The following is a 22,290-nucleotide window of genomic DNA, read 5'->3' on the forward strand; positions in this document are numbered from 1 at the left end:
CTATTCGCTGTGCAGATTGGCATAAATCAATTCAGCGAGCTTTTTACTGATACCGGGTGCTTTGGCTATTTCGTCAATGCTGGCACGGGAGAGCTCCTGCAAGCCACCAAAATGTTTAAGCAAGTCGCGACGCCGCGTCGGGCCAACCCCTGCCACCCCTTCCAGGGTTGAGGTTCGCCGGGTTTTGCCACGGCGCGCGCGGTGGCCGGTAATGGCGAAACGGTGGGCTTCGTCACGGATTTGTTGAATCAGGTGCAGCGCAGGCGAGTCGCCCTTCAACGTGAACTCATGGGCGGCATCATTCAAGTACAACGTCTCGAAACCGGCCTTTCGCGTGGTGCCCTTGGCGACGCCGAGCAGGATCAGGTCGGGCACCGCCAGTTCGTTGAGCACGTCTCGCGCCATGGACAACTGGCCCTTGCCGCCGTCTACCAGCAGGATATCGGGCAACTTGCCCTCCCCGTCCTTCAACTTGCTGAAACGCCGCGTGAGCGCCTGGTGCATCGCGGCGTAGTCATCGCCGGCGGTAACGCCTTCGATGTTGTAGCGCCGGTAGTCGGACTTGATAGGCCCTTCCGGCCCGAATACCACGCAGGAAGCAACCGTGGCCTCACCGCTGGAGTGGCTGATGTCGTAGCACTCCAGGCGCTGGGGCGGCTCGTCCAGGTTGAGGACCTCGGCCAGGGCGTCGAAGCGTGCGGCAACGTGCTGTCGATTGGCCAGGCGCGCGCTCAGGGCCTGTTCGGCGTTGGTCACGGCCAGTTGCTGCCAGCGGGCACGGGTGCCGCGTACGCGGTGGCTGATGTCCAACTCGCGACCGCGCAGCTCGTGGATCGCTTCGATCAAGGTGGGAAAGTCTTCATGCACCACGTTGACGATCAGCTCCGACGGCAGGTCGCGCTCAGGGCTACTGACGTAGTACTGGCCAAGGAACGCGGCCATCACTTCTGCAACGTCTTCGTCGATACCGGTCTGCGGGAAGAAGTTCTTGCTGCCCAGCACCCGCCCGCCACGCACGCTGATCAGGTGCACACAGGCGCCGCCCGGATTGACGAACGCGGCGATCACGTCGACGTCACCGGTGCCGCCTTCCATGCTTTGCTGGTCCTGGACGCGACGCAGCAGAGAGATCTGGTCACGTAGCTCGGCAGCCTTTTCGAAATCCAGGGTGCTGGCCGCCTGCTCCATGGCCCCGGACAGCTCATCGGTGAGCGCATTGCTGCGCCCTTCGAGGAACATCACCGAGTGGCGCACATCCTCAGCGTACTCTGCCGGCTCAACCAGGCCCACACAGGGCGCCTTGCAGCGCTTGATCTGGTATTGCAGGCACGGCCGCGTGCGGTTCTTGTAGAAGCTGTCTTCGCACTGGCGTACAAAAAAGGTTTTTTGCAGCAGGCTCAGGCTTTCACGGATCGCACCTGCGCTGGGATAAGGCCCGAAGTACTTGCCCTTTTGTTTTTTAGCCCCGCGATGAATGCTCAGGCGCGGGAAGTTGCCATCCGATAAAAACACGTAAGGGTAGGATTTATCGTCACGCAGCAGGATGTTGTACGGCGGCCGCCATTCCTTGATCAGCGTCTGCTCAAGCAGCAGCGCCTCGGTTTCATTGGCGGTGATGGTGGTTTCGACCTGGGCGATACGTGCCACCAGGGCAGCGGTTTTCGGCGCAAGGCCGGACTTGCGAAAATAACTCGCCAGCCGGTTCTTGAGGTTCTTGGCTTTGCCCACATACAGCAGGCGTGCCTCGCTGTCGAACATGCGGTACACGCCGGGGCGGCCACTGCAGGTCGAGAGAAAGGCACTTGGATCAAACGGCGTAGTCATGTCAGGCGCTGGCGTCCACCATGCCGTGGCGCACCGCGAGCAGGGTCAATTCAACATCACTGCTGATGGCGAGCTTCTCGAAGATGCGATAGCGGTAGGTATTGACGGTCTTGGGCGACAGGCACAGCTTGTCGGAGATCGACTGCACTTTCTGGCAACCGACGATCATCAAGGCGATCTGGATTTCCCGCTCCGACAGCGTATCAAAGGGCGAATCGCTGGTGGGCTGGAAGGATTTGATCGCCAACTGTTGGGCGATCTGCGGGCTGATGTAACGCTGGCCGGCAAAGACCAGGCGAATGGCCTGCACCATCTCCGCCAGGCCCGCGCCTTTGGTCAGGTAGCCCGCAGCACCGGCCTGCAGGAGCCGCGTCGGAAACGGGTCTTCCTCGCACACCGTCACCACCACGACCTTGATGTCCGGGTGGCTGCGCAACAGCTTGGTCGTGGCACCAAGACCGCCGATCCCAGGCATCTTGACGTCCATCAACACCACATCGGGTTTCAATTCCCGAGCCTTGATCAGAGACTCCTCCCCTGACTCAGCCTGGCCGACTACTTGCAGGCCGTCGATGTCAGCCAGCATTCGTGTAATGCCTGTACGAACGAGATCATGATCATCGACTACTAGCACCCTAATCAAGCAGACACCTCGCGATATGGTCTTATAGATTGCTGAACACCTTAGCAAAAAAGCTGGGCACAGACCTAGCCGCAAGCGTCATATATATGGAGTTTGCCTGCCCGGTAGTCGTCCAACGGGTGGTGGACGACCGAATTTATTGGGCAAAAGGTCAGAAATCCTGGGGCGCACACCCGCCGCTTTCATATTTGCCTTGAGCGTTGGCTTCAACGCCTCCGATTTCACCAAAAACTTTCTGCGACAGGCCGAGTCGCTCTCTTTCTTGCCTTAAACGCGAACCGATTCCACTCATTTGGATGCATGATCCCATTTTGCACACATCAAGAGGTGACGCCCTCATCTCTTCGTCGAACGAACTTGAACGGTTTTGAACCATGCCCGGAATCCGCACCGCTGCACAAGCCAAGGCCTGGCTGGAACATCAAGGGAAGTCGGTTCCTGAATCAGTATGCGCTTATTAGGATTTTGTACAGGGTTTAGCGTACGCGACAGACACGCTCCATCCGCCAGAAACCATCCTCCTCGCCAACAATGCTGAACCCCATGCGTTGATAGAGCCTTCTGGCCGGATTGGTCTTGAACACGGTCAACCGCAACAGCCCAAGCGCCTGCGCCTTCAGCGCTATCTGCTCCAGCACCCAAGTGCCTGCGCCCTGCCCGCGATACGCCTGGAGCAAATGCAACTCACGGATGTATAGAGCGCCACCGTCGCGACTGAGGCTGATAAATCCCAACGTGTGGTCATCTCGGCAAATCAGCCAGTTTTCCCGACCGGCCCAGGCCGTGTCGAAGCCGGCATTGGACCAAATCAGCTGGTTTTGCACGTAGTAGCGGTTCATCGCCTCGTGGGTCAGGGCCCGCGCAAACGACAGATCCTGTTCTGTGGCAGCACGCAGGTGAAAAGCCATTTACACGGCCACCACTTGGCCCACCCAATGCTCGCCGTCGCGACGGGCAATCACCAGCGCTTCGCCGACACCGGGCACCGCTGCAAGCAAACGGCCATCCGCGGCCCAGATCGCACTGCGACCTGCACAGGCCCAGCCACCCGAGGGGCCACCGTGGTTAGCCATCAGCACCAGCAGACGATGCTCCGCGGCATAGCCCTGCAGCAGCGCGCTGTCTTTTGCGTAGCCGCCTTCGCTGATCAGTACGCCTGCTGCGTAGACATTGGCGCCCGCTTGCGCCGCATGACGTGGATGACTGGCGTGGGAGAAGTCGGCGCAAACCGCCAGGGCAATACGGTCATTGCCCCATTCGAGTGCCTCACCACCCTGCCCGGCCGCAAACGCCACGTCTTCGCCTGGATGCAGATGCTGCTTGGTGTACACCGCCAGTGAGCCGTCGGCCCCCAGCACCAGGGCGCCAATCAAAACATCCGCTTGCGGGGCCAGTCGGATCGGCATACCCACCACTGCCGTCAGCTGCAACTCGCGCGCCATCTCGCGCAGGGGCGCCAACACTGGCGCATCGGGAGCGATGGCCAAGTCAGCGGCCAGCGTGGGTTCATAACCGGTCAAAGACAGCTCCGGAAACACCAGCAATTGCACACCCTGCTCTGCCGCAGCCTGCATGAACACCCGGTGCCGTGCGATATTGGCTTCAACGTCGCCGGCAATGGAAAGGGTTTGCGCCGCAGCAAGGGTCAAGGCAGTCATGGTCGCGTCCTGGCAATCATCGTTTATGAGCCACCAGCATAGCGACACTCACCCCATAGCCGTAAGTACCCTCAAGCAATAGAAATTACTGATTGAATCCACCCGTGCGCCTCTAGTAAGCTCCCCCCATCATTTGGAGAGCCACCATGTTGCAACTCACCCACACTCAGGTTTGCCCTGCTGCCAGCGCCTTGCGCTTGGTGTCGGCTACCCGCGTGAACGGTTCGAGCGCACTGGCCGGCTTTTATTTTGGGTATTGGTTTAGCCACTGGCGCGCCTGATACCTGAAATCGGCGCCCACTACTCAAGGGGTCGCCTACCAGAGAAATCTAAACCCCCGGTCGGCTCCCCGACCGGGGGTTTTGTTTTTCAGCCGCTAACCATTTTGTTTGTTCAAGAACACTTAAAGGAATCACACCATGAACTACGCCACTTATTACCGCTTCGACACTTGCACTGCATGGCGATTTAGCCAGCTCCGTTCGGGACAGCCTGCCGCCTCCGATCGGTCACCTATTGGTGGCAAACCAACACACGTCGCCAGTACGGCCAATTGTCGAACACCCCAGTAGGCCAAGCGCGCGGGAACAACCCGCCGCTTGCCCAGGAAGCCTTGAATATGAACTCCTCCGTCGCCGCTTTGCCCGTCTGCACCCTCAACAGCGCCAATGAAGCCCTGACCCAGCGCCTGCCCAGCTCCCTTGAGCTGAAACACCAGCTGCCCCTCAGCCCGTTCCTCCATGAACAGATCCACGCCCATCGCCAGGCCGTGCGTGCCATCCTCAATGGCGAAGACTCGCGCTTACTGGTGATTGTCGGCCCGTGTTCGATCCACGATCCGCAATCGGCCATGGAATACGCACGCAACCTGAAGAAACTCGCGCTTGAAGTCAGCGATCAGATGCTGCTGGTGATCCGCGCCTACGTCGAAAAACCGCGCACTACCATCGGCTGGAAAGGCCTGGCCTACGACCCGCACCTGGACGGCAGCGATGACATGGCCGCCGGCCTGACCCTGTCCCGCGAACTGATGCGTGAAATGCTGCGCCTGGGCCTGCCGGTCGCCACCGAGCTGTTACAACCCATGGCTGCCGGCTACTTCGATGACCTGCTCAGTTGGGTCGCCATCGGTGCACGCACCACCGAGTCGCAGATCCACCGCGAGATGGCCAGCGGCCTGGGCATGCCCGTAGGTTTCAAGAACGGCACCGACGGCGGCGTCGCGATTGCCTGTGATGCCATGCGCTCAGCGTCCCACCCGCATCGCCATTTCGGTGTCGACAGCCAAGGCCATCCCGCCATCATCCAGACGCCAGGCAACCCCGACACACACCTGGTACTGCGCGGCGGTCACCGTGGGCCAAACTACGATGCACAGAGCGTGGCCCAGGTGAAACATGACCTGGCCAAGGCCAAAGTGGCGGCGCGGATCATGGTCGATTGCAGCCACGCCAACAGCGGCAAGGACCCACTGCGCCAACCGGCAGTGTTCAATGACGTAGTGGAGCAGCGCTTGCAGGGTGATACGTCGCTGATCGGCATGATGCTTGAGAGCCACTTGTTCGAAGGCTGCCAGCCGCTGAGCGCGTCAATGCAATACGGCGTGTCAGTAACCGATGGTTGCCTGGGTTGGGACGGAACCGAGCAGTTGCTGCGCAGTGCGGCCGAACGCCTGCGCGCCTCTCACAAAACCAACTGACGGGTGTGGATCAACATGCGGCAGCAGCGTTGAAGCGAAGCTAGGCCCGGGCCACCCGCGCCCGGGACAACTCCCGTAGCCACGGCAGTACCCGCAGGCCATGGGCAGCCTCGGATGGGTCGACGATGTCCATGAAGTGTTCGAGGCTGACGTTGTCCGGCACGCCCGGCAGACGCACCCGCACCGCTGACGCTGCACCGGCAGGCTCGCCCAGGTCGATGTGCTCGTATACCAACACGTGGTGCACTGACTGCTGGAGCCCAATGGCATGGTCCAGCAACCCGGCATTGATGATGAGCGCATCGAAGGGTTCGGCTGGAATGGAGGTCAGAATCTGGACTTCTTCGAGCGTTTGCACCGGCACAATCCGGTAATACCCCAACTGGTTGAGCATTTTCTCGATGTACAGGCGTCGCAGATGCTGTTCATCGGCAATCAGGACAGTCAGTGCTTTGTTTGGCATGGCAAACCCCTGGGGCAGGCAGTGCTCGGCAGTGAGCGTCGCCCATTTTCCAGACATATGCCGACGACAAAATCAGGCATTTTCCCCGTTCACGTAAGAGTTTTCCCAAATCGCCTGAATGGTGATCAACCGCGGTCAAGGCCGATTGCAATACGCGTTCAAGCCTTGCTGCAAAATACCAATCGCTTCACTGACGCCATCAACCGCAGGGCCCAATGCCAGGCGGTCCCGCTGTTCACACACCGCCTCCAATGTTTCACAACACGCGACCAACCCCTGCGCCTTGACCATCCGTGCGCCACCCTTGGCGCGATGGGCCAGGTCGTGCAGCTTGGCAAAGTCGGCCTGGCTTGACAGCTGTGAGAGCAAGGCACGGTCCGTTTCCAGGCTGTCGAGCAACGGCACCAGCAACTCGATAAGCGCGGGGCGATCGTCCCCCGTCAATGCGACCAGGGTGCTCAAGTCAAACGCCTGCATTTGTGGCGGGCCCAACTCGGCTGAACGCGAAGCCAATGCCGAGCGCAAGTCGTCCAGCCCGGTGGGTTTGAACAGGCAGCCGTCCATGCCGGCTTGCCGACAGCGCTCGGTTTCCTCCGGCTGGGCGTTGGCGGTGAACCCCAACAGCAGGCAAGGTGCCTGACCCCGTTCACGTTCTTGCGCACGAATCTCGCGCGCCAACTGGTAGCCATTCTTGAACGGCATATTGCAATCGGTGATCACACCGTCGAATTGTCCCGCCCGCCACTGCTCAAACCCTTGGACGCCATCTTCGGCCGTAGTGATCTGGTGGCCCAGGAAGGTCAACTGGCGCGCCAGCAGCAAGCGGTTGGCCGGGTAGTCATCCACCACCAGGATGCGCAGTGCGCGGCCCTCTGGCACGGCATCAGCAGTGTGTGCGGCATGGGTCGGCAAGCTGTCCGTCAGGGCCAGCGCCAGTGTCACATCCACCCGGGTGCCCTGCCCCAACACGCTGCTCAAGTGCAACTGGCCGCCCATCATTTCGCACAAGCTGCGGCTGATCACCAACCCCAGGCCAGAACCGCTGCGGGCCGACTGCTGGTTATTGCTGCCCTGGATAAACAGGCTGAACAATCGCTGCTGATCTTTGACGCTGATCCCAATGCCGGTGTCTTGCACCCATAGCTGCACATTCAACCGGTCGCCCTCGACTACCGCCCGCGCCCCGAGGCTTACCTGGCCGCTGGCGGTAAACTTGATGGCATTGCTCAACAGGTTCGACACCACCTGTTTGAAGCGTAGCGGGTCGACCAGCACCGTCCGCTCAACCAAGGACTCCAGCTGGACTTGCAGCGCCACCCCCTTGGCTCGCGCCAATCCCTCGAACACGCGCGCCACCGATGCCAGCAGCTCACGCAGATTGGCCGGCTCCAGGGTCAGCGACAAATGCCCGGACTCGATCCGCGCGATATCGAGAATGTCGCCAATCAACTCCAGCATGCCGCGCGATGCCACGGATGCCACTTCCAAGGCATCACGGTCGGCCCGCCCCTGTTCGGCATTTTTCAAGGCCAACTCGATCATGCCGATCACGGCGTTCATTGGCGTGCGGATTTCGTGGCTCATGGTCGCCAGGAAGGTAGTCTTGGCGCGGTTAGCGGCGTCGGCATCGTCCTTGGCTTCCTGCAATTGGCCCAGCAAGCGATGACGCTCGCTGACATCCACCCAACCGGCAATCATGCCCACCACCTTCTCGTCGCCGTCGCGATACGGCAGCATCCATTGGTAAATGGTCAGCACGTCGCCGTTGGGCACCTTGAGTATCCGGTCATGAATCTGCGGTTCACCGGCGGCCATCAAGCGCAGGTAATCCTCATGAAACGACTGGGCCTGTGGAGGATTGTTGACGTCGGTTTCCATCACCGTCTTGCCGATCACGTCTTCAAGCTTGTAACCAAACACATCGAGGTACGCATTGTTACAGGCCATCAACCGACCCTGGCGGTCGCGTACATAAATCGGATGCGGGGTGCCGTCGATCAATACGCTCATGAACCGCATCTGATCGCTGAGCGCCCGCTCGGCTTGCACGCGCTTACGAATCAGGCTGCGCAAGTAGATGATCCAACCCAGCGTGACCACCAACAACAGTGCGGCCAACCCGAAGCCCTGAATGATCACGTTGCGATAACGCAGCCAGTAGCTGTCCTCGATGATGACTTCGCTGCGCCATTGGCCAATCAATTCATCCATTTCCTGCGGTGTGATGCTCAGCAGTGCCTTGTCCAGGATCGAATACAGCTCCAACTGACTGCGGTTGACCCCGAAGGTCACGCGCGCCGGTTCAGTGCCGACCGTACTGGTGATACGCAAGCGGTCACGGTAATGCCGGGTGATCAGATAGCGCGCACTGATCAGCGAGTTCACGGCGCCCTCGGCGTCGCCATTGGCCACCAGCGCCATGGCTTGCAGCGGGTTTTCAACGTCGATAAACGCAACCCCTGGAAAGTTTTGCGCTATCTCATCATGCAGGCCATTGCCGGTCACCATGGCCAGGCGTTTGCCAACCATATCCTCCAGCGTGAGCGGGCTATCAGGGCTGTCGCGGGTCACCAGCACAAACGGGCTGGTCAGGTAGGGCCGAGTAAAGCGCACTTTGTCGGCACGTTCCGTACTGGGGGTAACCACCGCCAGCATATCCGCCGTGCCCGCACTGACAATATTGACCTGGCGCGGCAACGAACTGCCCGGGACCACATCGAACTTCAAACCGGTGCGCAAGCTGATGCGCGACAGCACCTCCGCACTCAGCCCTTCGAATTGCCCCTTTTCACCGATAAAAGACAATGGCAGAAAGTCGTTTAGCACCGCGACTCTGACCCGTGGATTTTTCTGCACCCAGCGTTGTTCATTGGCACTCAAGTGCAGCCGGTCGATGCCCACGATGCCCAGGTTGCCACCGCTCCAGCGGCGCAGGATTTCCATGTGCTCACTGGCGGGAATGGCCTCCAGCGCCGCATTGATGATCTGCAGCAGCCGCGTATTGTCCCGGGTGACGGCAAACGCAAACGGGTTGACCTCCAGGGTGGAAAAATCAGCCATGCGTACATTGTTCAGGTGGTTGCGATTGATCAGGTAATTGCTGCTGATGGCATCGCCCAGGTATACATCGGCGCGACCAAACGCCACGGCGCCAATGGCCTCGAAGGTCGAGGCAAAAAGCTCCAACTGTGCACGGGGGTAAAATGCCCGGACAGCGTCGGGCTGCATATAGTGATACAGCATTGCCACCCGCTTGCCTGCCAGGTCGTCACTCAACGCTTGGCTGTCACCGCTGCGAGTCACCAGGGTCGGTTGATCGTTGGCGTAGGAACGAGACAACTGCAATTGCTTGTCGGCAGCCTCATAGCCATTGGCGGAACCGAGAAAATCCACGTCACCCTGCTTCAGGGCCTGGACCACATCATCACGGGTTTCGTAACGCCGAACCTCGATGGAGATATGCAGGGCCTGGCCAATCAGCGCGGCAAAGTCGGCCGTGATACCTTCGAGTTCGTCGTTGTTATTGGTCAGGTCAAAAGGCACGTAATCGGGGGCAGAAATCCCCATGACCAATGTGCGCCGCTCGCGTAGCCAGCGCCAATCAGCCTCGGTCATCTCTACTTTGGGGATTTCGAGGTGGGAGTGCCCCAACAGTTGCAAAGCCTGGGGCTCTTCAAAGGCCACCGCGATCAGGGGTAATAGGCTCATCCAAAGGATCGCGACGAACCTGGTCAACGCGGTGGTGATCATTTGCAGCTCAGATCAGATGGTTGCGCTGGGCAAACTTGGACAAATGCACCACCGAGGACATACGTAACTTCTCCTTGAGTCGAGTCTTGTAGGTGCTGATGGTCTTGTGGCTCAGCAGCATTTTCGCGGCCACTTCCTTATTGCCCAGCCCCAGGGCCAGCATCTGCAATACGGTCAATTCACGGTCCGACAATGACTCGATCATTTGTCGTTCCGTTTCCTGCAGGTCATCACGGCGTACCGAACTGGTCGGCAAACTGGGGAAGCAGCTGTAGCCCGACCTGATCGCCCTGATGGCTTTGATCAACTCGTCCAACTCCCCGGTCTTGGCCACGAACCCCATCGCTCCGGCACGCATACAGCGGGTAGAAAAGAACACCGCCATGTAAGAGGTGAGCACCAGAATCTTGCACGGCAGGGCCAGTGCCTTGACCCGGCTGATAACCTCCAACCCACCCAGTTTCGGCAGCGCAAGGTCGAGAATGATCAGCTCGGGACGTTGCTCCCTGGCCAACTGCATTGCATCTGCCCCATCCCCTGCTTGGTAGATTTCAGTAAACCCTTCCGATTTCAGAAGGTGTTTGACCGTCGCGCAGATAAATGGATGGTCATCCACAATTAATGCTTTGCTCATAAAACTTCCCTATGTGGACAAAATACCCTTACACATAACACCGGGACTGGATACCTGTGAGAAATGACAGTTCCGACGAGCGGCACTGCATACCCTCATGGCGATAACCAGGCGATGTCTGGCCCCTTCAATTAACTCAGCATAACCACGGACGCCGGACCACAACGACCCAACAGCCGCAAGTGCCCAACCTTACCAACGCCAAGATGTTTCAATTGAAGGGATATTCCTGACTATATGTAGGATTTTTCCACAACTAAGCTTAGCCAATCCTGGCGTGCCCAGAGGGATCAGTCGGTGGTACTCGGGCTCCAGAAGGCCTGTACCACCAGGGTTGACGTGGAGATGCGCGTCACCAGTGCATCCAGCTCATCGCCATCGACCGACGTTGCGGCCAGAGTGGCCTCGATTTCCACTTCTTCACTGCCGAATGGTCGCACGTCGACATCGCTGGCCGGGTAGTTACAGCGTGCCAGCTCGGCTTCCAACAGGACCATCACTGCCTGTTGCTGGCTGCGCCGCGCAATCACGTAAAGGATGTTGGTGACCTCTGCCGATACCACGTCCAGTGGCTGACGGTTGATGTTGTTGACGATCGGTCGCAGCAAGGTGTTGGCCGCCAGCACAAACAGCGTGCCCAGCAATGCCTCAAGGATCAAGTCGGCACCGGCACAGGCGCCCACCGCCGCCGAAGCCCACAGGGTGGCCGCCGTATTGAGGCCGCGCACGTTGCCTTCTTCACGCATGATCACACCGGCCCCCAGGAAGCCGATGCCCGACACCACGTAAGCGACTACACGCACAGCGCCTTCCGCACCACCGAGGCGGTTGGCCATGTCGACAAAAATCGCCGCGCCCACCGCCACCAGCACATTGGTACGCAAGCCCGCGGTGCGCTGGCGGTACTGGCGCTCGAAGCCGATCAAACCACCCAGAATAAACGCCGCGCTGAGGCTGACCACGGTATCGATCAGGGAGTTGAGGTTGATGTTGTTGATTGCCTGCATAAAAAAATCTCCATGAATGCAGTGGCAAATTGGAAGCACCGCAGGTCCCTGTGGGAGCTGGCTTGCCTGCGATAGCGGCGCGTCAGCCAATGAATCAGGCGACTGATACACCGTCATCGCGGGCAAGCCCGGCTCCCACAGTTTTTGCGGTGTTGCATAAAACGTATTACTGCCAGCCAAACTTGCGGATGTAGTAGCCCTTCACCGCTTGGATCAGCACCATGTACGCCAGCAAAATCGCGGGCAAAAATACGAAGTACAGCGACGCCAGCGCCTGCAATGTGAAGTAGTGCGCCAGGCTGGGCGGTACTTCGCGGCTGACACTGGCGTCAGTCACAGTCTCAAGCATCTCCAGGCGGAGAAAATGGCCCGCCGGCCGTAAAAGGCAGGCGCGTCCGTAGCATCCAGGCGTTACCCCGGTGCTGGTCAGCGTCGATGAGAGGGATTCAGGCAGGCGCCAGGACGGGCCACTGCCGGGATACCGCTTCTCGCTTTGTGAGGCGAGACAACGGCATCTGGAAAATGCGCGTTACCTTGCCAAGTAGATGCCGGTTACCGAAACCGGCCGACGACTGTCACTCGAACAAGTACCCACTGAGGGTCTCCGCTATTAATGAAAACGCGCGAAGCTTACGCCCCGATGGTGGCCGAGTAAACCGTAGGAAGGTGCCCACATGGAGAACACGAAAATTCTTCAGGATGGGTTCAGGAATGCCTTTCTCAACCCCATCTGCCAGCAAATGTGGGAGGGGGCTTGCTCCCGAAGAGGTGTGTCAGCTACGCATTCACTGCCTGACACACTGAATTCGCAGATACGCCCCAGCTATGGGCCAGGTGCTGTGCTTTCATTCATGAGCTTGCCTGCTATCGGCCGGCGCTTGGACACGATCTTCGAGACTGTAATCGCGCACTACCTGAGCAATACGCAGGTGGTAGTCAGCAAAAACCTGCCGACGGCCTGCTGATTGAGCTGCTCGATGTAGCTCAAGGCTGCGCCACTGCTGGATTGCTTCCTCGTCACGCCAGAATGATAGCGACAGCAGTTTTCCAGGTTCACTCAGGCTCTGGAAACGCTCAACTGAAATGAAACCATCGATTTGAGCCAGCAGGGGCTTGAGTTCGGCAGCGAGGTCGAGATAACGCTGGTAGTGCTCCTCGTGCGGCCAGGCTTCAAAAATAACAGCGATCATTGTTGAGTCTCCTCATCACGGCAGAACTGTGGGATACGGCCATTCAGGGAAGGCAAATAACGCCAGCGATAATCACGGGCAGAAGCGTTGGGCTGTCGATGCAAGAATGCCGAAATCACTTCTGAGGCAATAGCCAATGCCAAGGGTTGGCCTGGACATTGATGTCTGCCTGAGCCGAAGCTGAAGGTTCGTCGTCGCGCCCGCTTGAGCAAGAAGCTGTCGGGGTCTGGGTTGGCGCAGGGGTCTTGGTTGGCAGCAGCGAGCAATAATAAAATGGTATCGCCCGCCTCTAAAACGCTGTCGCCAATCTTGCATCGCCTGGCAACAAACCGCCGAGTGTTTTGTACCGGTGAATCGTGGCGCGCGACCTCTGCCACCCACTCAGCGACAAGCGTCGGTGTGGCTTGCATGCCTTCAAACAGCTCAGGCTTACGTTGGAGCGCTATAAGGGTGTTGCCGATCAGCCCGGCGGTGGCTTCGCAGGTCTGTGACAATAGCCCGATCAGATTCGCGATCAATGCATCATCGTCTTCCCAGGCTGAAGCGTCGTAATCGCTATAAAGACGGCCCAACACACCACTACCTTTATCATCGTTACTCAGCAGCGTTTGGAACATTTGGCTCAGCCGTGCCGCCGCGCAATGGGCTTTACCGAGTTGAGCCTCGTCACTTAACGGCGACAGACAGGCAACAAAATCCCGTGTCAGCTGCACGACTTCCTTTAGCTGGCTGGATGTGAAACCTATCAAGGATGCAATGACCGAAACCGGCAACGTGAACATCCACTCATTCGGGTTATCGCCCGAGATATCAAATGTCTCGACGACCTGCGCCACGAGGCCTGCGATGTTTTGCGTGCCCATCGAGGCCAGGATGGGCTCGATAACCCTGCGCGGGCACTGATGTTGCGTCCCCTCGTTCATGCGCATCAAACGACCGAAAACATGGCCTGCGGCGCCTTGCGCAAGGGCAGTTGGAATCGGCTCGTGCAGTGGACGTACAAGGCAGTCGGGATGTTCCAGAATGGCCTCGACAACGCCGGCGCCACTGGCAATCCATACACCAAGATCTGCATCGAACAACAGTTCCCTTTGCTGCCTGAGGCATGAGTAATAAACGTAGGGATCGACATGAGTAGCGGCTTCAAACGGCGTCATTTTGGCAGTCCTTTTCACAAAGAACGGCTACTATCGAGCAATCGTCCCCCCCACAATTCGCTCAGGAACGAAATATGGATTCCCAAAGCAATGACACTGCTATTTCCCGTGTCGCAGGCGCCATTGCGGAGCCCGCGAGGACGAAAATGCTTTGTTCGCTGATGGACGGTCACGCCCGTACCAGCACCGAATTGGCAGTCATCGCCGATGTCAGTGCATCCACGGCGAGCGCGCACTTGGCAAGGCTCAAAGAGGACGGTTTGATAAAACTGCACACGCAGGGCAGGCACCGCTACTTCAGCCTGGCAGACGCGCACGTGGCCCAAGCTATTGAAGCTCTCATGGTGATCAGCCGAAACGCGCAGACCCAGTTCGTTTCGACGGCCCCCGGTCGATTGCAGTTGGCGCGGACCTGTTATGACCACATGGCAGGATCCCTGGCTGTACAACTGCACGACTATTTCATCGACGCCGGCTGGTTGAGCATGCCAGTCGCTGGTGACGGTACGTATCAGCTCAGCGTGGAGGGCGAAAAAGCGATGACAGGGCTCGGTGTCGAGATAGAAACCGTAAGGGCACAGCGACGTCGTTTCGCTTGCTCATGTCTGGATTGGAGCATGCGCCGCCCTCACCTCGCCGGCGCACTGGGGGCCGCGGTTCTACAAGCCGTTATAAGCCGCAAATGGGTGATCCAGGACCTTGATAGTCGAGCATTGGCCTTGACGCCCAAGGGGCGAAAGGAGCTGTACGGCAGATTTGGAATCACGGTTGAAAGCAAGGAGCTGGAGAAATCAGGCACCGCGCGCCCATGAGACCGGTACGTGCTACAGGGTGATGGGTCGGTCCCGTTCAACCAGCGTCAGATAGCCCGCAATGGTCTCGTTGCCGAGAGGTTTGATCTGGATGGACACCCTGTTCACCTGACGCCCCATCCTGATGCCCTCGCGAGTTCGCACCTGTACATACCCAAGCCTGGGCCAAAAATGCTCGGCCCTGGTATTGCCCATCACCACCGTCAGCCGCAGCCATTGGGCACCCTTCGCCGCCGCCCATGCCTCAAGGTCCGAGTGCAAGCGCTGCGCCAGCCCGCTGCCGTGCCAGCGCGAATGCACCAGCAACAAGCCGATATGCCACACCCCCGCGGCGAGCAAATCTGCGGCGATATTCACCACGGCGACCAGTTGATCCTGCGTATCGCGGTAGCCCAGCCAGTACATGCGGCTGCACTGCCAGCCAGCGGGTAACTGACCGTGTAATTCTTCCCGTGCTTCGCTCGGGGTAGCCGGCTCGCCATTCACCGCGATGAAGTAATCCGGTGCCTGTTCAAAAAACTGCTGCAGCTCAGCCTCATCGCAGCCAAGCAGCTCAACCACCCGAATGTCTTTGAGGGAGCAGCCAGGCAACACCTGTGGATTAACGTCCATGCTCAATCTCTTCAATCATCCCGGGTCAGCACTTCCAACAATTCAATTTCGAAACGCAGGTTACTGTTGGGTTTGATATGCGCGCCCATGGAACGCTCGCCATAGGCCAGGTGCGCCGGCACATACAACGCACGTACCCCGCCGACCTGCATCCCCATCAACCCCTGGTCCCAGCCCTTGATCACGCGACCGGTGCCAATCACGCACTGGAACGGCTTGCCCCGCTCCCACGACGAATCGAACACCGTGCCATCTTCCAGGGTGCCGGTGTATTGGGTGGTGATCAGCGCGCCCTTGACCACGGTTTTGCCGGTGCCCAGGCGGATGTCGGTGACCTGCAGTTTGTCGTTGCTCATGGGGGTCTCATTGAGGGGTGAAAGGCTGGGCTTTTCCCAGATTCGGCTGGGTTTGGCAAGTGTAGGAACAGTCGGAACAATGACATTTCCCTTTAACTTGAAGGACGCTTCCGAGTGAATCCCAACCGCTTGCGCCGTTCGAATCACGTGGCTAGTCTTCGTTGGTCACTGCCAATTAGATAGCCGTCCGCTGTCAGGCTGCCAACAGCCTCGCCACAGAACCAGCGCCGTACCCCAATCTACTGTGGGAGGGGGCTTGCCCCCGATGGCGGGGCAACAGCCCCTGCATCATTGACTGACACCCTGCTATCGGGAGCAAGCCCCCTCCCACATATTGATTTGCGTGCAGCCCCGGTTTCTACAACCAATGCCAAAACCGGCTCCAGAAGCCTCGCCCCAACTCATCCTTGCACCCGGCATATTGCCGCGCATACATCTGCGAACGCGCCTGCACCTTGCTCGCCACCGGTAGCAACCAGGCTTTGCTGGCGTAGGTGCGCTGGCGGTAGCCGCCCCAACCTTCGTGGTAGTTCAGGTATTGACCATAGGCGTCGTATTTGTAGACGCCATTGATGGTGTAAGTCTTGTCCATGTACCAGCCGATAAAATCGATGGCGTCGTCGAAGTCTTCGCGATCAGCGCCGCTGCGGCCGGTGGCTTTGCGGTAGTCGTTCCACACTTCATCCTTGGCTTGGGCGTAGCCCGCAGCGGTGGACACTCGGCCCCAGGGGATGATCCACAACAGGTATTTACGCGGGGTCTTGGCGTCGTAGCGAAAGCCCGACTCCTGATACATGATCGCAAACGGCACCTGGATCGGCACGCCCCAGCGCTTTTGCGTGACCTTGGCGGCGTCGTACCAGTCATCTTTTTCGCGAAAGATGCCGCACAGGTCATTGGGCGTGCGTGGCGGCGAGGTGCCACACGCCGCCAACAGAGAAGTGAGTAATAACAGTCCAACGGCTTTGCCTGCGCTCAAGGGACACCTTTGCGGGATACGGGTAAAAGGCCAGCATTTTACCCGTTCCCACAGGCGGCGTCCTTGCCGCAGACAGTTTTACGCCAAAGGCACGCGACGGGTAGTCAACGCGATACGACCAATAAAGAAGCTCAAAGCCGCGCCCAACAGCAGCATGGCCAAGGTGCTCCATGCAGCGCGGGACAATTGCTTGGCGGCCACTTCACCGGCTTCACGGGCTTTTTGTTCAGCCTGTTTTTTCAGCTCATCGACCTTCTGCATGGCTTGCTGATAAGCCTGGGCATAGTTGTCGACAATCTGGGTGGCTTCTTCTTTGCTCTTGCCGGTACGGGCCGCGACGATGTTGACCAGGGCTTCTTTATCCGCTGCATTCAAGGCTGGCTCGCCGGACGCTTTCACGCGTTCAAACCACTGCTTGAGCTCGTCACCGGCCTGGGCAGGGTTGGTCGCTGCATCGGTGGCCGATTGTTTGCCATCGGCAGCCGCCTGGTCGGCTTTTTGCTCAACGTTGGCCGGGTCCAATTCCGCCTTGCCGCTTTGCTTGAGCAAGGTATCGAGTTGGCCTTGCAGGCTGTTCCAGTCCAGCTCGATCCCCTGCTCGTTCAACTGCTGCTTGATGCTGCTGCCGATCCCCGGCGCTGCGGCCGCAATGCCACTTCCGGCAGCAGACAAGCCTTTACCCACGACGTTGCCGGCGGTGCCGACGACGCTGGAAGCCAAGCCTGCCAACAGCCAGGTGGTCAGCAAGGTGGTCAGGGTCCAGGTCAGCACCCCGTGCAGGCCGCCGCGATCCGGCGCCGTGCGTCCAGCCACAAACGCACCCAACGCAATGGCGACCAAGGTCGAGACAAACAACCAGATACCCGCACCCGTGCCGAAGCCGCTCAACGGGTTACCTGCTTCCATCGGGTCAACGGCGCTGGCGCCGATAGCCGTACCCAACACACTCAACACCAGGTAGGTCACCAGTGCGATTGCACTACCGGCCAATACCGAGCTCCATGACACACGAAATAGCGATCGATTGGTTTCATAGACAGTGGTCATACAAAGGTCCTTTTCAAATTTAGAAGCAAGGCAATGCGCCTTGTTGAGTGTGAGTGTGGCGAAACGACATACGTTCAGTCCTGGCTCATATGCACCAGGCCGGGTGGTGCATTCGCACTCCTCCCAAGGCAAATTCTCTGCACTATCCTGAAGCCGGGATGTCGTACTCGAATGCACTCAAGCCTCGCCCCTTCGGAGACGTTATGACCCACGATGTTCTCGCCAAAGAAACCAATCGCCGCCAGTTGCAGCAGATCATTTCCGGGTTGTCCGACGGTGTGATTCTGGCCGAGGTCGACCAGACCATCCTCTGGGCCAATGACGCTGCCTTGACCATGCACGGGGTCAGCGCCGTCGAGGACCTGGGCGCCAATACCGAGGCCTACGCCGAGCGTTTCGCCTTGCGCTATCGCAATAACCATCCTTTACAGCTGGACAGCTACCCGTTAAGCCGCGTGGCCGCTGGTGAAGAGTTCAGCGATGTGGTGGTGGAAGTCACCCCTGCCGCCGACGAGAGTCGCTACTGGGTGCACCGCTTGCGTAGCCTGGTGCTGACCGACGCGCAGGGTGAGCCGGAGTTGCTGGTGCTGATCCTCAGCGACGCCACCGAATGGGCGAGCGCCGAGCAACGCTTTGAAAAAACCTTCAACGCCAACCCCGCACCCGCCGTGATCTGCCGCCTCAGCGACCTGCGCTACATCAAGGTCAACCAGGGTTTTCTGGAGATGACCGGCTACAACCGTGACCAGGTCATCGGCAAATCCGTGTATGAACTGGACGTGCTGGAACAGGCCGAGCGCAAGGACCTGGCGATCCAGCGCCTGGGCGAAGGCGCAACTATTCCGCAGATGCAGGCCGAACTGAGATTGCCCGAAGGTGGCAGCAAACTGGTGATCGTCGCCGGCCAACCGTTGGACATGAACGAGGAAGACTGCATGTTGTTTTCCTTCACTGACCTTGAGCCGCGACGCAAAGCGGAAATTGCCCTGCGCCAGAGTGAAGAGCGCTTCGCCAAATCCTTCCGCCTGACGCCAGTGCCGACCCTGGTGTGCAGCGCCGACAACCGCCAAGTGGTGGATGTCAACGAAGCCTTCATGACCATCACCGGCTACATCAGCGAGGAGTTGATCGGCAAATCCATCGAAGACATCAACTTTATCGACAGCCCCCAGGCCGGCGCGCAGTTGTTCGCCACCCTGGAAAAAGCCGGCAACCTGGACGGCCAGGACCTCAAGGTGCGCAAGAAAGGCAACGAGGTGATCGACTGCGTGGTGTCAGCCGACACGGTGATCATCCAGGACGTGCCCTGCTACCTGATGGTGCTGATGAACATCACCGAACGCAAACGTTCGGAGTTGGAACTGGTGGCGGCCATCGAGGAAGTCATGCAGGACGCGTCCTGGTTCAGCCAGACCCTGATCGAGAAACTGGCCAACGCCAAGAGCGTCAACAGCCCCAACCTGCCGAACGTCTCATTCACCGACCTGACCGCCCGTGAGCGTGATGTGCTGGGCCTGATCTGCGAGGGCCTGGCAGACAAGGAAATCGCCTCGCGCCTGAAACTGGCGCCCAATACCGTACGCAACCACGTGGCCACGGTGTATTCCAAGCTGGGGGTGCACAGCCGCAGCGCGGCCATCGTGTGGGCCCGTGAACGCGGGCTGTTCGCCGGTGAATTGCGCCTTAAAAACAAACCCTGACCCTTGCAAATGCACTAGTCCACCTAGTGCGAATTCGCCTTATGGCGCGAGGGTGCACGCCATAACCTTCAAGGGATCGTATTTATGCCTTGAAGGAATCTGCATGTTTACCCTCTCTCAACTGCGCAACTGCATCGAAGAAGGCCTGTCACCGCTGACGTGCGAATTCACCCTGTGCCGGGATGCGTCCTTGACCCTCAAGGTCTACGACGCAGAAACCGGCCGTGTCGACCTGGTGGTTACCGGCATCAGCACCAATCGCCTGCAAACCCCGCAGGAAGTGGCGAAGATGGTGGATGAGTTGCGCTACGAACTGCAAAGCAACAACGTCGGCAAGCTCACGCTGGATGATTTGCCTTCATCGCCGCCCCCATGAAATAGAACACCCCGCCGCCAATGATAAACGCCCCCAGCATATAGAACATGTAGTGGGCCGGCAGGCTGGCCAGCACCAGCCCACACAGCACCGGCCCCAGCGCGGCACCGAGATTGGACAGGTTCTGCGCTCCGTAATACATGCCCCGCAGGTGGTCCGGGGCGATTCGGTCGATAAACATGTACTCGGCCGGGAACACGATGATTTCCCCTACGGTAAACACCGCCATTGCCAATACCCACCACAACACGCTGGTGGACAGCGCGAAACCGATCAACCCCAGCATGAACATGCTCAAGCCCGCGATCAGCCATTGGCTGAGATAGCGATGCGAAATGCGCCGACCAATCAGGTACTGCAAGGCAATCACCAGCACGGCGTTGGTGGTCAGCACTGCGCTGATCACGGTGTAGGTGTATTCGGCGGTGGTGGTGGTTACCAGGTATTGAGACAGGTAGGCCGTGAACTGGCCGAACACCACCGCACTGAGCAAACCGCCGAGGGTGAAACACACCAGGCGACGATCTTGCAGCAGCACACGGGCGACGGCCAGAAACGGCACCGGTTTTTGCGTGGCATCCACAGTGGCCAAGGTGCGGTCGCCCCACCGCCAATACAGCAGGAAAAAACCGAGCCCCAGCAGTGCCGACAGGATAAACGGCAGGCTGATATCCAGCTTGGCCACCATCGCCCCGAAGGCCGGCCCCACGGCATAACCGATATTGGTGAGGGTGTATTTGATGGAAAACACTTCACTGCGTGCGTCTTCGGGCAGCAGGCTGGCGAAGCCGGCTTTCACCGCAATGTCGATGACCGCGTAGGCCAGGTTGATCAGGATCAGGCAGCCATAGAACGCCCAGATATCCTGCGCCAACAGCGTGCCGATAAACCCCAGTACAAACACCAGGCTCAATGCGAGCAACAGCCGATAGCTGTTGATGCGGTCGACCAGGAAGCCGCCGTACACGCTGAGCAGCGAGCCGACGATCAGCGAACTGCCGATCACCAGGCCAACCTGGGTAATGTCCAGGGCGAAGTGGCTGGTGAGGTAGATCACCAGGTAGGGAAAGGTGATGGCCTTGGCCAACGTCAGCAGCAAGGTGGCGCACAGCAGCAGATTCACCGTGCGGGGGTAGGTTCTTATTGTGGCAAGCATCCTGCTTCTTTCCTGTGAAGGTAACGCGACCATTGCGGTCGGTTACCTTAACGCATGAACCACGAAACGAGCAGGTGGCCCGGCAGAATTATTTCTTGACCGGCGTAATCTCAAGGATGGTGCCGTTGGTGGTCTTGAGCAGGACGTACTTGTCGCCTACACGCGCCCATTGGCTCTCATCCTCAGGCTGTTTGAGGCCGCGCTTTTTCCAGTCTTTAATCGCTGATTCCTCGCGCATCAACATGTCCGGGGCGCGATCACCTTCTTTCAAATCACGGGCGTTGATGTTTGAAGGTTGCACGGTTTCCTGAGGGGTATCGCCGGCCTGCACTACAGCGCTGGCGGTGGAAAAGCTGGCAGCGACCAGCAGGCAAGCGGCTAAGGTTTTCGACTTCATGGGTGCTCCTTCAATTAATGGTGCGTACCCAGGTTCCGACCGCGGCGGCGCAGAATCATTCAGCCCGCTCAGTTTCCCCTGTGGCCAGCTCGGCCTTGCTGACCCATAAAGTCCGGCCAACAATTGTCCCACCCGATCCGCATCCGATCGCGTGCTACACCCCTGCAGCTCCTGTTCCAGCAAGAATAAATACGCTTCAAACTCCCTCCCGATTGCCTCCATGAAATTAATCATGTAATTTTTCATGAAATTATTCGAACTAAATTTCATGAACCAGCAACAAGAACTCGCCACTCTCGCGACCCTGATCCACGACCTGCGCAAGCACAAGAAACTCACCCTGGCGCAATTGGCGCAAAAGATCGAGCGCTCGGTGGGGTTTGTGTCCCAAGTGGAACGCGGGTTGTCGCAACCCACCGTCGCCGACCTGACCGCCATCAGCCACGCCCTCGATGTGCCCACCACCTATTTCTACAGCCTGCCCAAACCCAAGGCGGTGGACTGGGTGACCCGCCCCAACGAGCGGCGCACGGTGTATTACGCCAATGGCATCACCGACATCCTGGTGTCGCCGAGCATGAACGGTGCTTTCTCGATGCTCGACAGCTTGTTGGCCCCCGGTGCCAACAGCGGCGAGCAAAGCATGAGCGATCGCGCCGAGCAGGCTGGCTTTGTGCTGGAGGGCGAGCTGACCCTGTGGGTTGAGGGTGAGTCCGATGCAGTCACCCTCTACGAAGGCGACAGTTTCCACCTGGCCAGTTTCGCCCACTGCCGCTACGCCAACCTGACCGACCTGCCCGCCCGCGTCCTGTGGGTTTACAACTAGGAGC

22 protein-coding genes and 2 pseudogenes are annotated in these 22,290 nt (G+C 59.0%); 6 read left to right on the forward strand and 18 right to left on the reverse strand.

Annotated elements, in window-relative coordinates; genetic code table 11:
• From uvrC to JH25_RS27820, 3 genes and pseudogenes are all read right to left on the reverse strand, one after another.
• Positions 1 to 1,824 carry an excinuclease ABC subunit UvrC gene (gene uvrC / locus JH25_RS23070; protein ID WP_032876705.1) on the reverse strand — a complete coding sequence of 608 codons (1,824 nt, stop codon included), beginning with the start codon at positions 1,822 to 1,824 and terminating at the stop codon, positions 1 to 3.
• 1 nt (position 1,825) lies between these two features.
• Positions 1,826 to 2,467, reverse strand: coding sequence for a response regulator transcription factor GacA (gene gacA, locus JH25_RS23065; protein ID WP_005786991.1), 642 nt, complete (start codon positions 2,465 to 2,467; stop codon positions 1,826 to 1,828).
• Positions 2,468 to 2,627: 160 nt separating this feature from the next.
• Positions 2,628 to 2,759 (reverse strand): annotated as a pseudogene (locus JH25_RS27820) (helix-turn-helix domain-containing protein); the annotation flags it as partial.
• Between the two features lie 82 nt (positions 2,760 to 2,841).
• Between JH25_RS27820 and JH25_RS28565 the strand changes: the two are divergent.
• Positions 2,842 to 2,904 (forward strand): annotated as a pseudogene (locus JH25_RS28565) (DNA-binding protein); the annotation flags it as partial.
• 39 nt (positions 2,905 to 2,943) lie between these two features.
• Here JH25_RS28565 and JH25_RS23060 read toward each other — a convergent pair.
• Positions 2,944 to 3,375 carry a GNAT family N-acetyltransferase gene (locus JH25_RS23060; protein ID WP_032876708.1) on the reverse strand — a complete coding sequence of 144 codons (432 nt, stop codon included), beginning with the start codon at positions 3,373 to 3,375 and terminating at the stop codon, positions 2,944 to 2,946.
• Positions 3,376 to 4,125, reverse strand: a complete 750-nt coding sequence (locus tag JH25_RS23055; RefSeq protein WP_032876711.1) for a carbon-nitrogen hydrolase family protein — start codon at positions 4,123 to 4,125, stop codon at positions 3,376 to 3,378. It abuts the gene before it with no gap.
• Between the two features lie 619 nt (positions 4,126 to 4,744).
• Here JH25_RS23055 and JH25_RS23050 point away from each other — a divergent pair.
• Complete coding sequence (locus JH25_RS23050; RefSeq protein WP_032876714.1) at positions 4,745 to 5,824, forward strand: 3-deoxy-7-phosphoheptulonate synthase; 1,080 nt, start codon at positions 4,745 to 4,747, stop codon at positions 5,822 to 5,824.
• A 40-nt stretch (positions 5,825 to 5,864) separates the two neighbouring features.
• Here JH25_RS23050 and JH25_RS23045 read toward each other — a convergent pair whose 3' ends face one another.
• The 7 genes from JH25_RS23045 to JH25_RS23015 form a co-directional block, all read right to left on the reverse strand.
• Positions 5,865 to 6,287: a hypothetical protein gene (locus tag JH25_RS23045; protein ID WP_032876716.1), complete on the reverse strand. Its 423-nt coding sequence runs from the start codon at positions 6,285 to 6,287 to the stop codon at positions 5,865 to 5,867.
• Positions 6,288 to 6,422: 135 nt separating this feature from the next.
• Complete coding sequence (locus JH25_RS23040; protein WP_050549310.1) at positions 6,423 to 10,037, reverse strand: transporter substrate-binding domain-containing protein; 3,615 nt, start codon at positions 10,035 to 10,037, stop codon at positions 6,423 to 6,425.
• Positions 10,038 to 10,044: 7 nt separating this feature from the next.
• Positions 10,045 to 10,671: a response regulator transcription factor gene (locus JH25_RS23035; protein ID WP_032876719.1), complete on the reverse strand. Its 627-nt coding sequence runs from the start codon at positions 10,669 to 10,671 to the stop codon at positions 10,045 to 10,047.
• A gap of 290 nt (positions 10,672 to 10,961) precedes the next feature.
• Positions 10,962 to 11,678, reverse strand: coding sequence for an MgtC/SapB family protein (locus JH25_RS23030; protein WP_005786976.1), 717 nt, complete (start codon positions 11,676 to 11,678; stop codon positions 10,962 to 10,964).
• A gap of 166 nt (positions 11,679 to 11,844) precedes the next feature.
• Positions 11,845 to 12,015: a hypothetical protein gene (locus JH25_RS23025; RefSeq protein WP_158254351.1), complete on the reverse strand. Its 171-nt coding sequence runs from the start codon at positions 12,013 to 12,015 to the stop codon at positions 11,845 to 11,847.
• Positions 12,016 to 12,523: 508 nt separating this feature from the next.
• The gene (locus JH25_RS23020) at positions 12,524 to 12,868 is read right to left on the reverse strand and encodes an antibiotic biosynthesis monooxygenase family protein (RefSeq protein ID WP_032876723.1); all 345 of its coding nucleotides are present in this window, start codon (positions 12,866 to 12,868) and stop codon (positions 12,524 to 12,526) included.
• Complete coding sequence (locus JH25_RS23015) at positions 12,865 to 14,025, reverse strand: cytochrome P450 (RefSeq protein WP_032876726.1); 1,161 nt, start codon at positions 14,023 to 14,025, stop codon at positions 12,865 to 12,867. The genes JH25_RS23020 and JH25_RS23015 overlap by 4 nt, the downstream gene beginning before the upstream one ends.
• Positions 14,026 to 14,099: 74 nt before the next feature.
• Here JH25_RS23015 and JH25_RS23010 point away from each other — a divergent pair, with 74 nt between their 5' ends.
• Positions 14,100 to 14,837 (forward strand): ArsR/SmtB family transcription factor, encoded by a 738-nt coding sequence (locus JH25_RS23010; RefSeq protein ID WP_032876730.1) that lies wholly within the window; start codon positions 14,100 to 14,102, stop codon positions 14,835 to 14,837.
• Positions 14,838 to 14,849: 12 nt separating this feature from the next.
• On the opposite strand, the gene JH25_RS23005 is transcribed toward JH25_RS23010, so the two are convergent.
• From JH25_RS23005 to JH25_RS22990, 4 genes are all read right to left on the reverse strand, one after another.
• A complete protein-coding gene (locus JH25_RS23005) occupies positions 14,850 to 15,449 on the reverse strand; it encodes a GNAT family N-acetyltransferase (RefSeq protein WP_032876732.1) in 600 nt (199 codons plus the stop codon).
• An 11-nt stretch (positions 15,450 to 15,460) separates the two neighbouring features.
• Positions 15,461 to 15,805 (reverse strand): FKBP-type peptidyl-prolyl cis-trans isomerase, encoded by a 345-nt coding sequence (locus tag JH25_RS23000; RefSeq protein ID WP_032876735.1) that lies wholly within the window; start codon positions 15,803 to 15,805, stop codon positions 15,461 to 15,463.
• A gap of 358 nt (positions 15,806 to 16,163) precedes the next feature.
• A complete protein-coding gene (locus JH25_RS22995; protein ID WP_032876738.1) occupies positions 16,164 to 16,784 on the reverse strand; it encodes a transglycosylase SLT domain-containing protein in 621 nt (206 codons plus the stop codon).
• A gap of 78 nt (positions 16,785 to 16,862) precedes the next feature.
• Positions 16,863 to 17,831: a hypothetical protein gene (locus tag JH25_RS22990; protein ID WP_032876740.1), complete on the reverse strand. Its 969-nt coding sequence runs from the start codon at positions 17,829 to 17,831 to the stop codon at positions 16,863 to 16,865.
• A gap of 203 nt (positions 17,832 to 18,034) precedes the next feature.
• On the opposite strand from JH25_RS22990, the gene JH25_RS22985 reads away from it, so the two are divergent.
• Positions 18,035 to 19,531 (forward strand): PAS domain S-box protein, encoded by a 1,497-nt coding sequence (locus tag JH25_RS22985; protein ID WP_032876741.1) that lies wholly within the window; start codon positions 18,035 to 18,037, stop codon positions 19,529 to 19,531.
• Positions 19,532 to 19,634: 103 nt separating this feature from the next.
• A complete protein-coding gene (locus JH25_RS22980) occupies positions 19,635 to 19,907 on the forward strand; it encodes a DUF1652 domain-containing protein (RefSeq protein WP_032876742.1) in 273 nt (90 codons plus the stop codon).
• Here the strand turns inward: JH25_RS22980 and JH25_RS22975 are convergent.
• Entirely contained in the window at positions 19,870 to 21,063 is a 1,194-nt protein-coding gene (locus JH25_RS22975) for an MFS transporter (RefSeq protein WP_032876744.1), read from the reverse strand. The genes JH25_RS22980 and JH25_RS22975 overlap by 38 nt on opposite strands.
• A gap of 88 nt (positions 21,064 to 21,151) precedes the next feature.
• Entirely contained in the window at positions 21,152 to 21,460 is a 309-nt protein-coding gene (locus JH25_RS22970) for an RcnB family protein (RefSeq protein ID WP_005786954.1), read from the reverse strand.
• Between the two features lie 268 nt (positions 21,461 to 21,728).
• On the opposite strand from JH25_RS22970, the gene JH25_RS22965 reads away from it, so the two are divergent.
• Positions 21,729 to 22,286, forward strand: a complete 558-nt coding sequence (locus JH25_RS22965) for a helix-turn-helix domain-containing protein (RefSeq protein WP_032881000.1) — start codon at positions 21,729 to 21,731, stop codon at positions 22,284 to 22,286.
• Positions 22,287 to 22,290: the final 4 nt, after the last annotated feature.

Source organism: Pseudomonas sp. BRG-100 (assembly GCF_000737955.1).
GTDB classification, from domain to species: Bacteria; Pseudomonadota; Gammaproteobacteria; order Pseudomonadales; family Pseudomonadaceae; genus Aquipseudomonas; species Aquipseudomonas synxantha_A.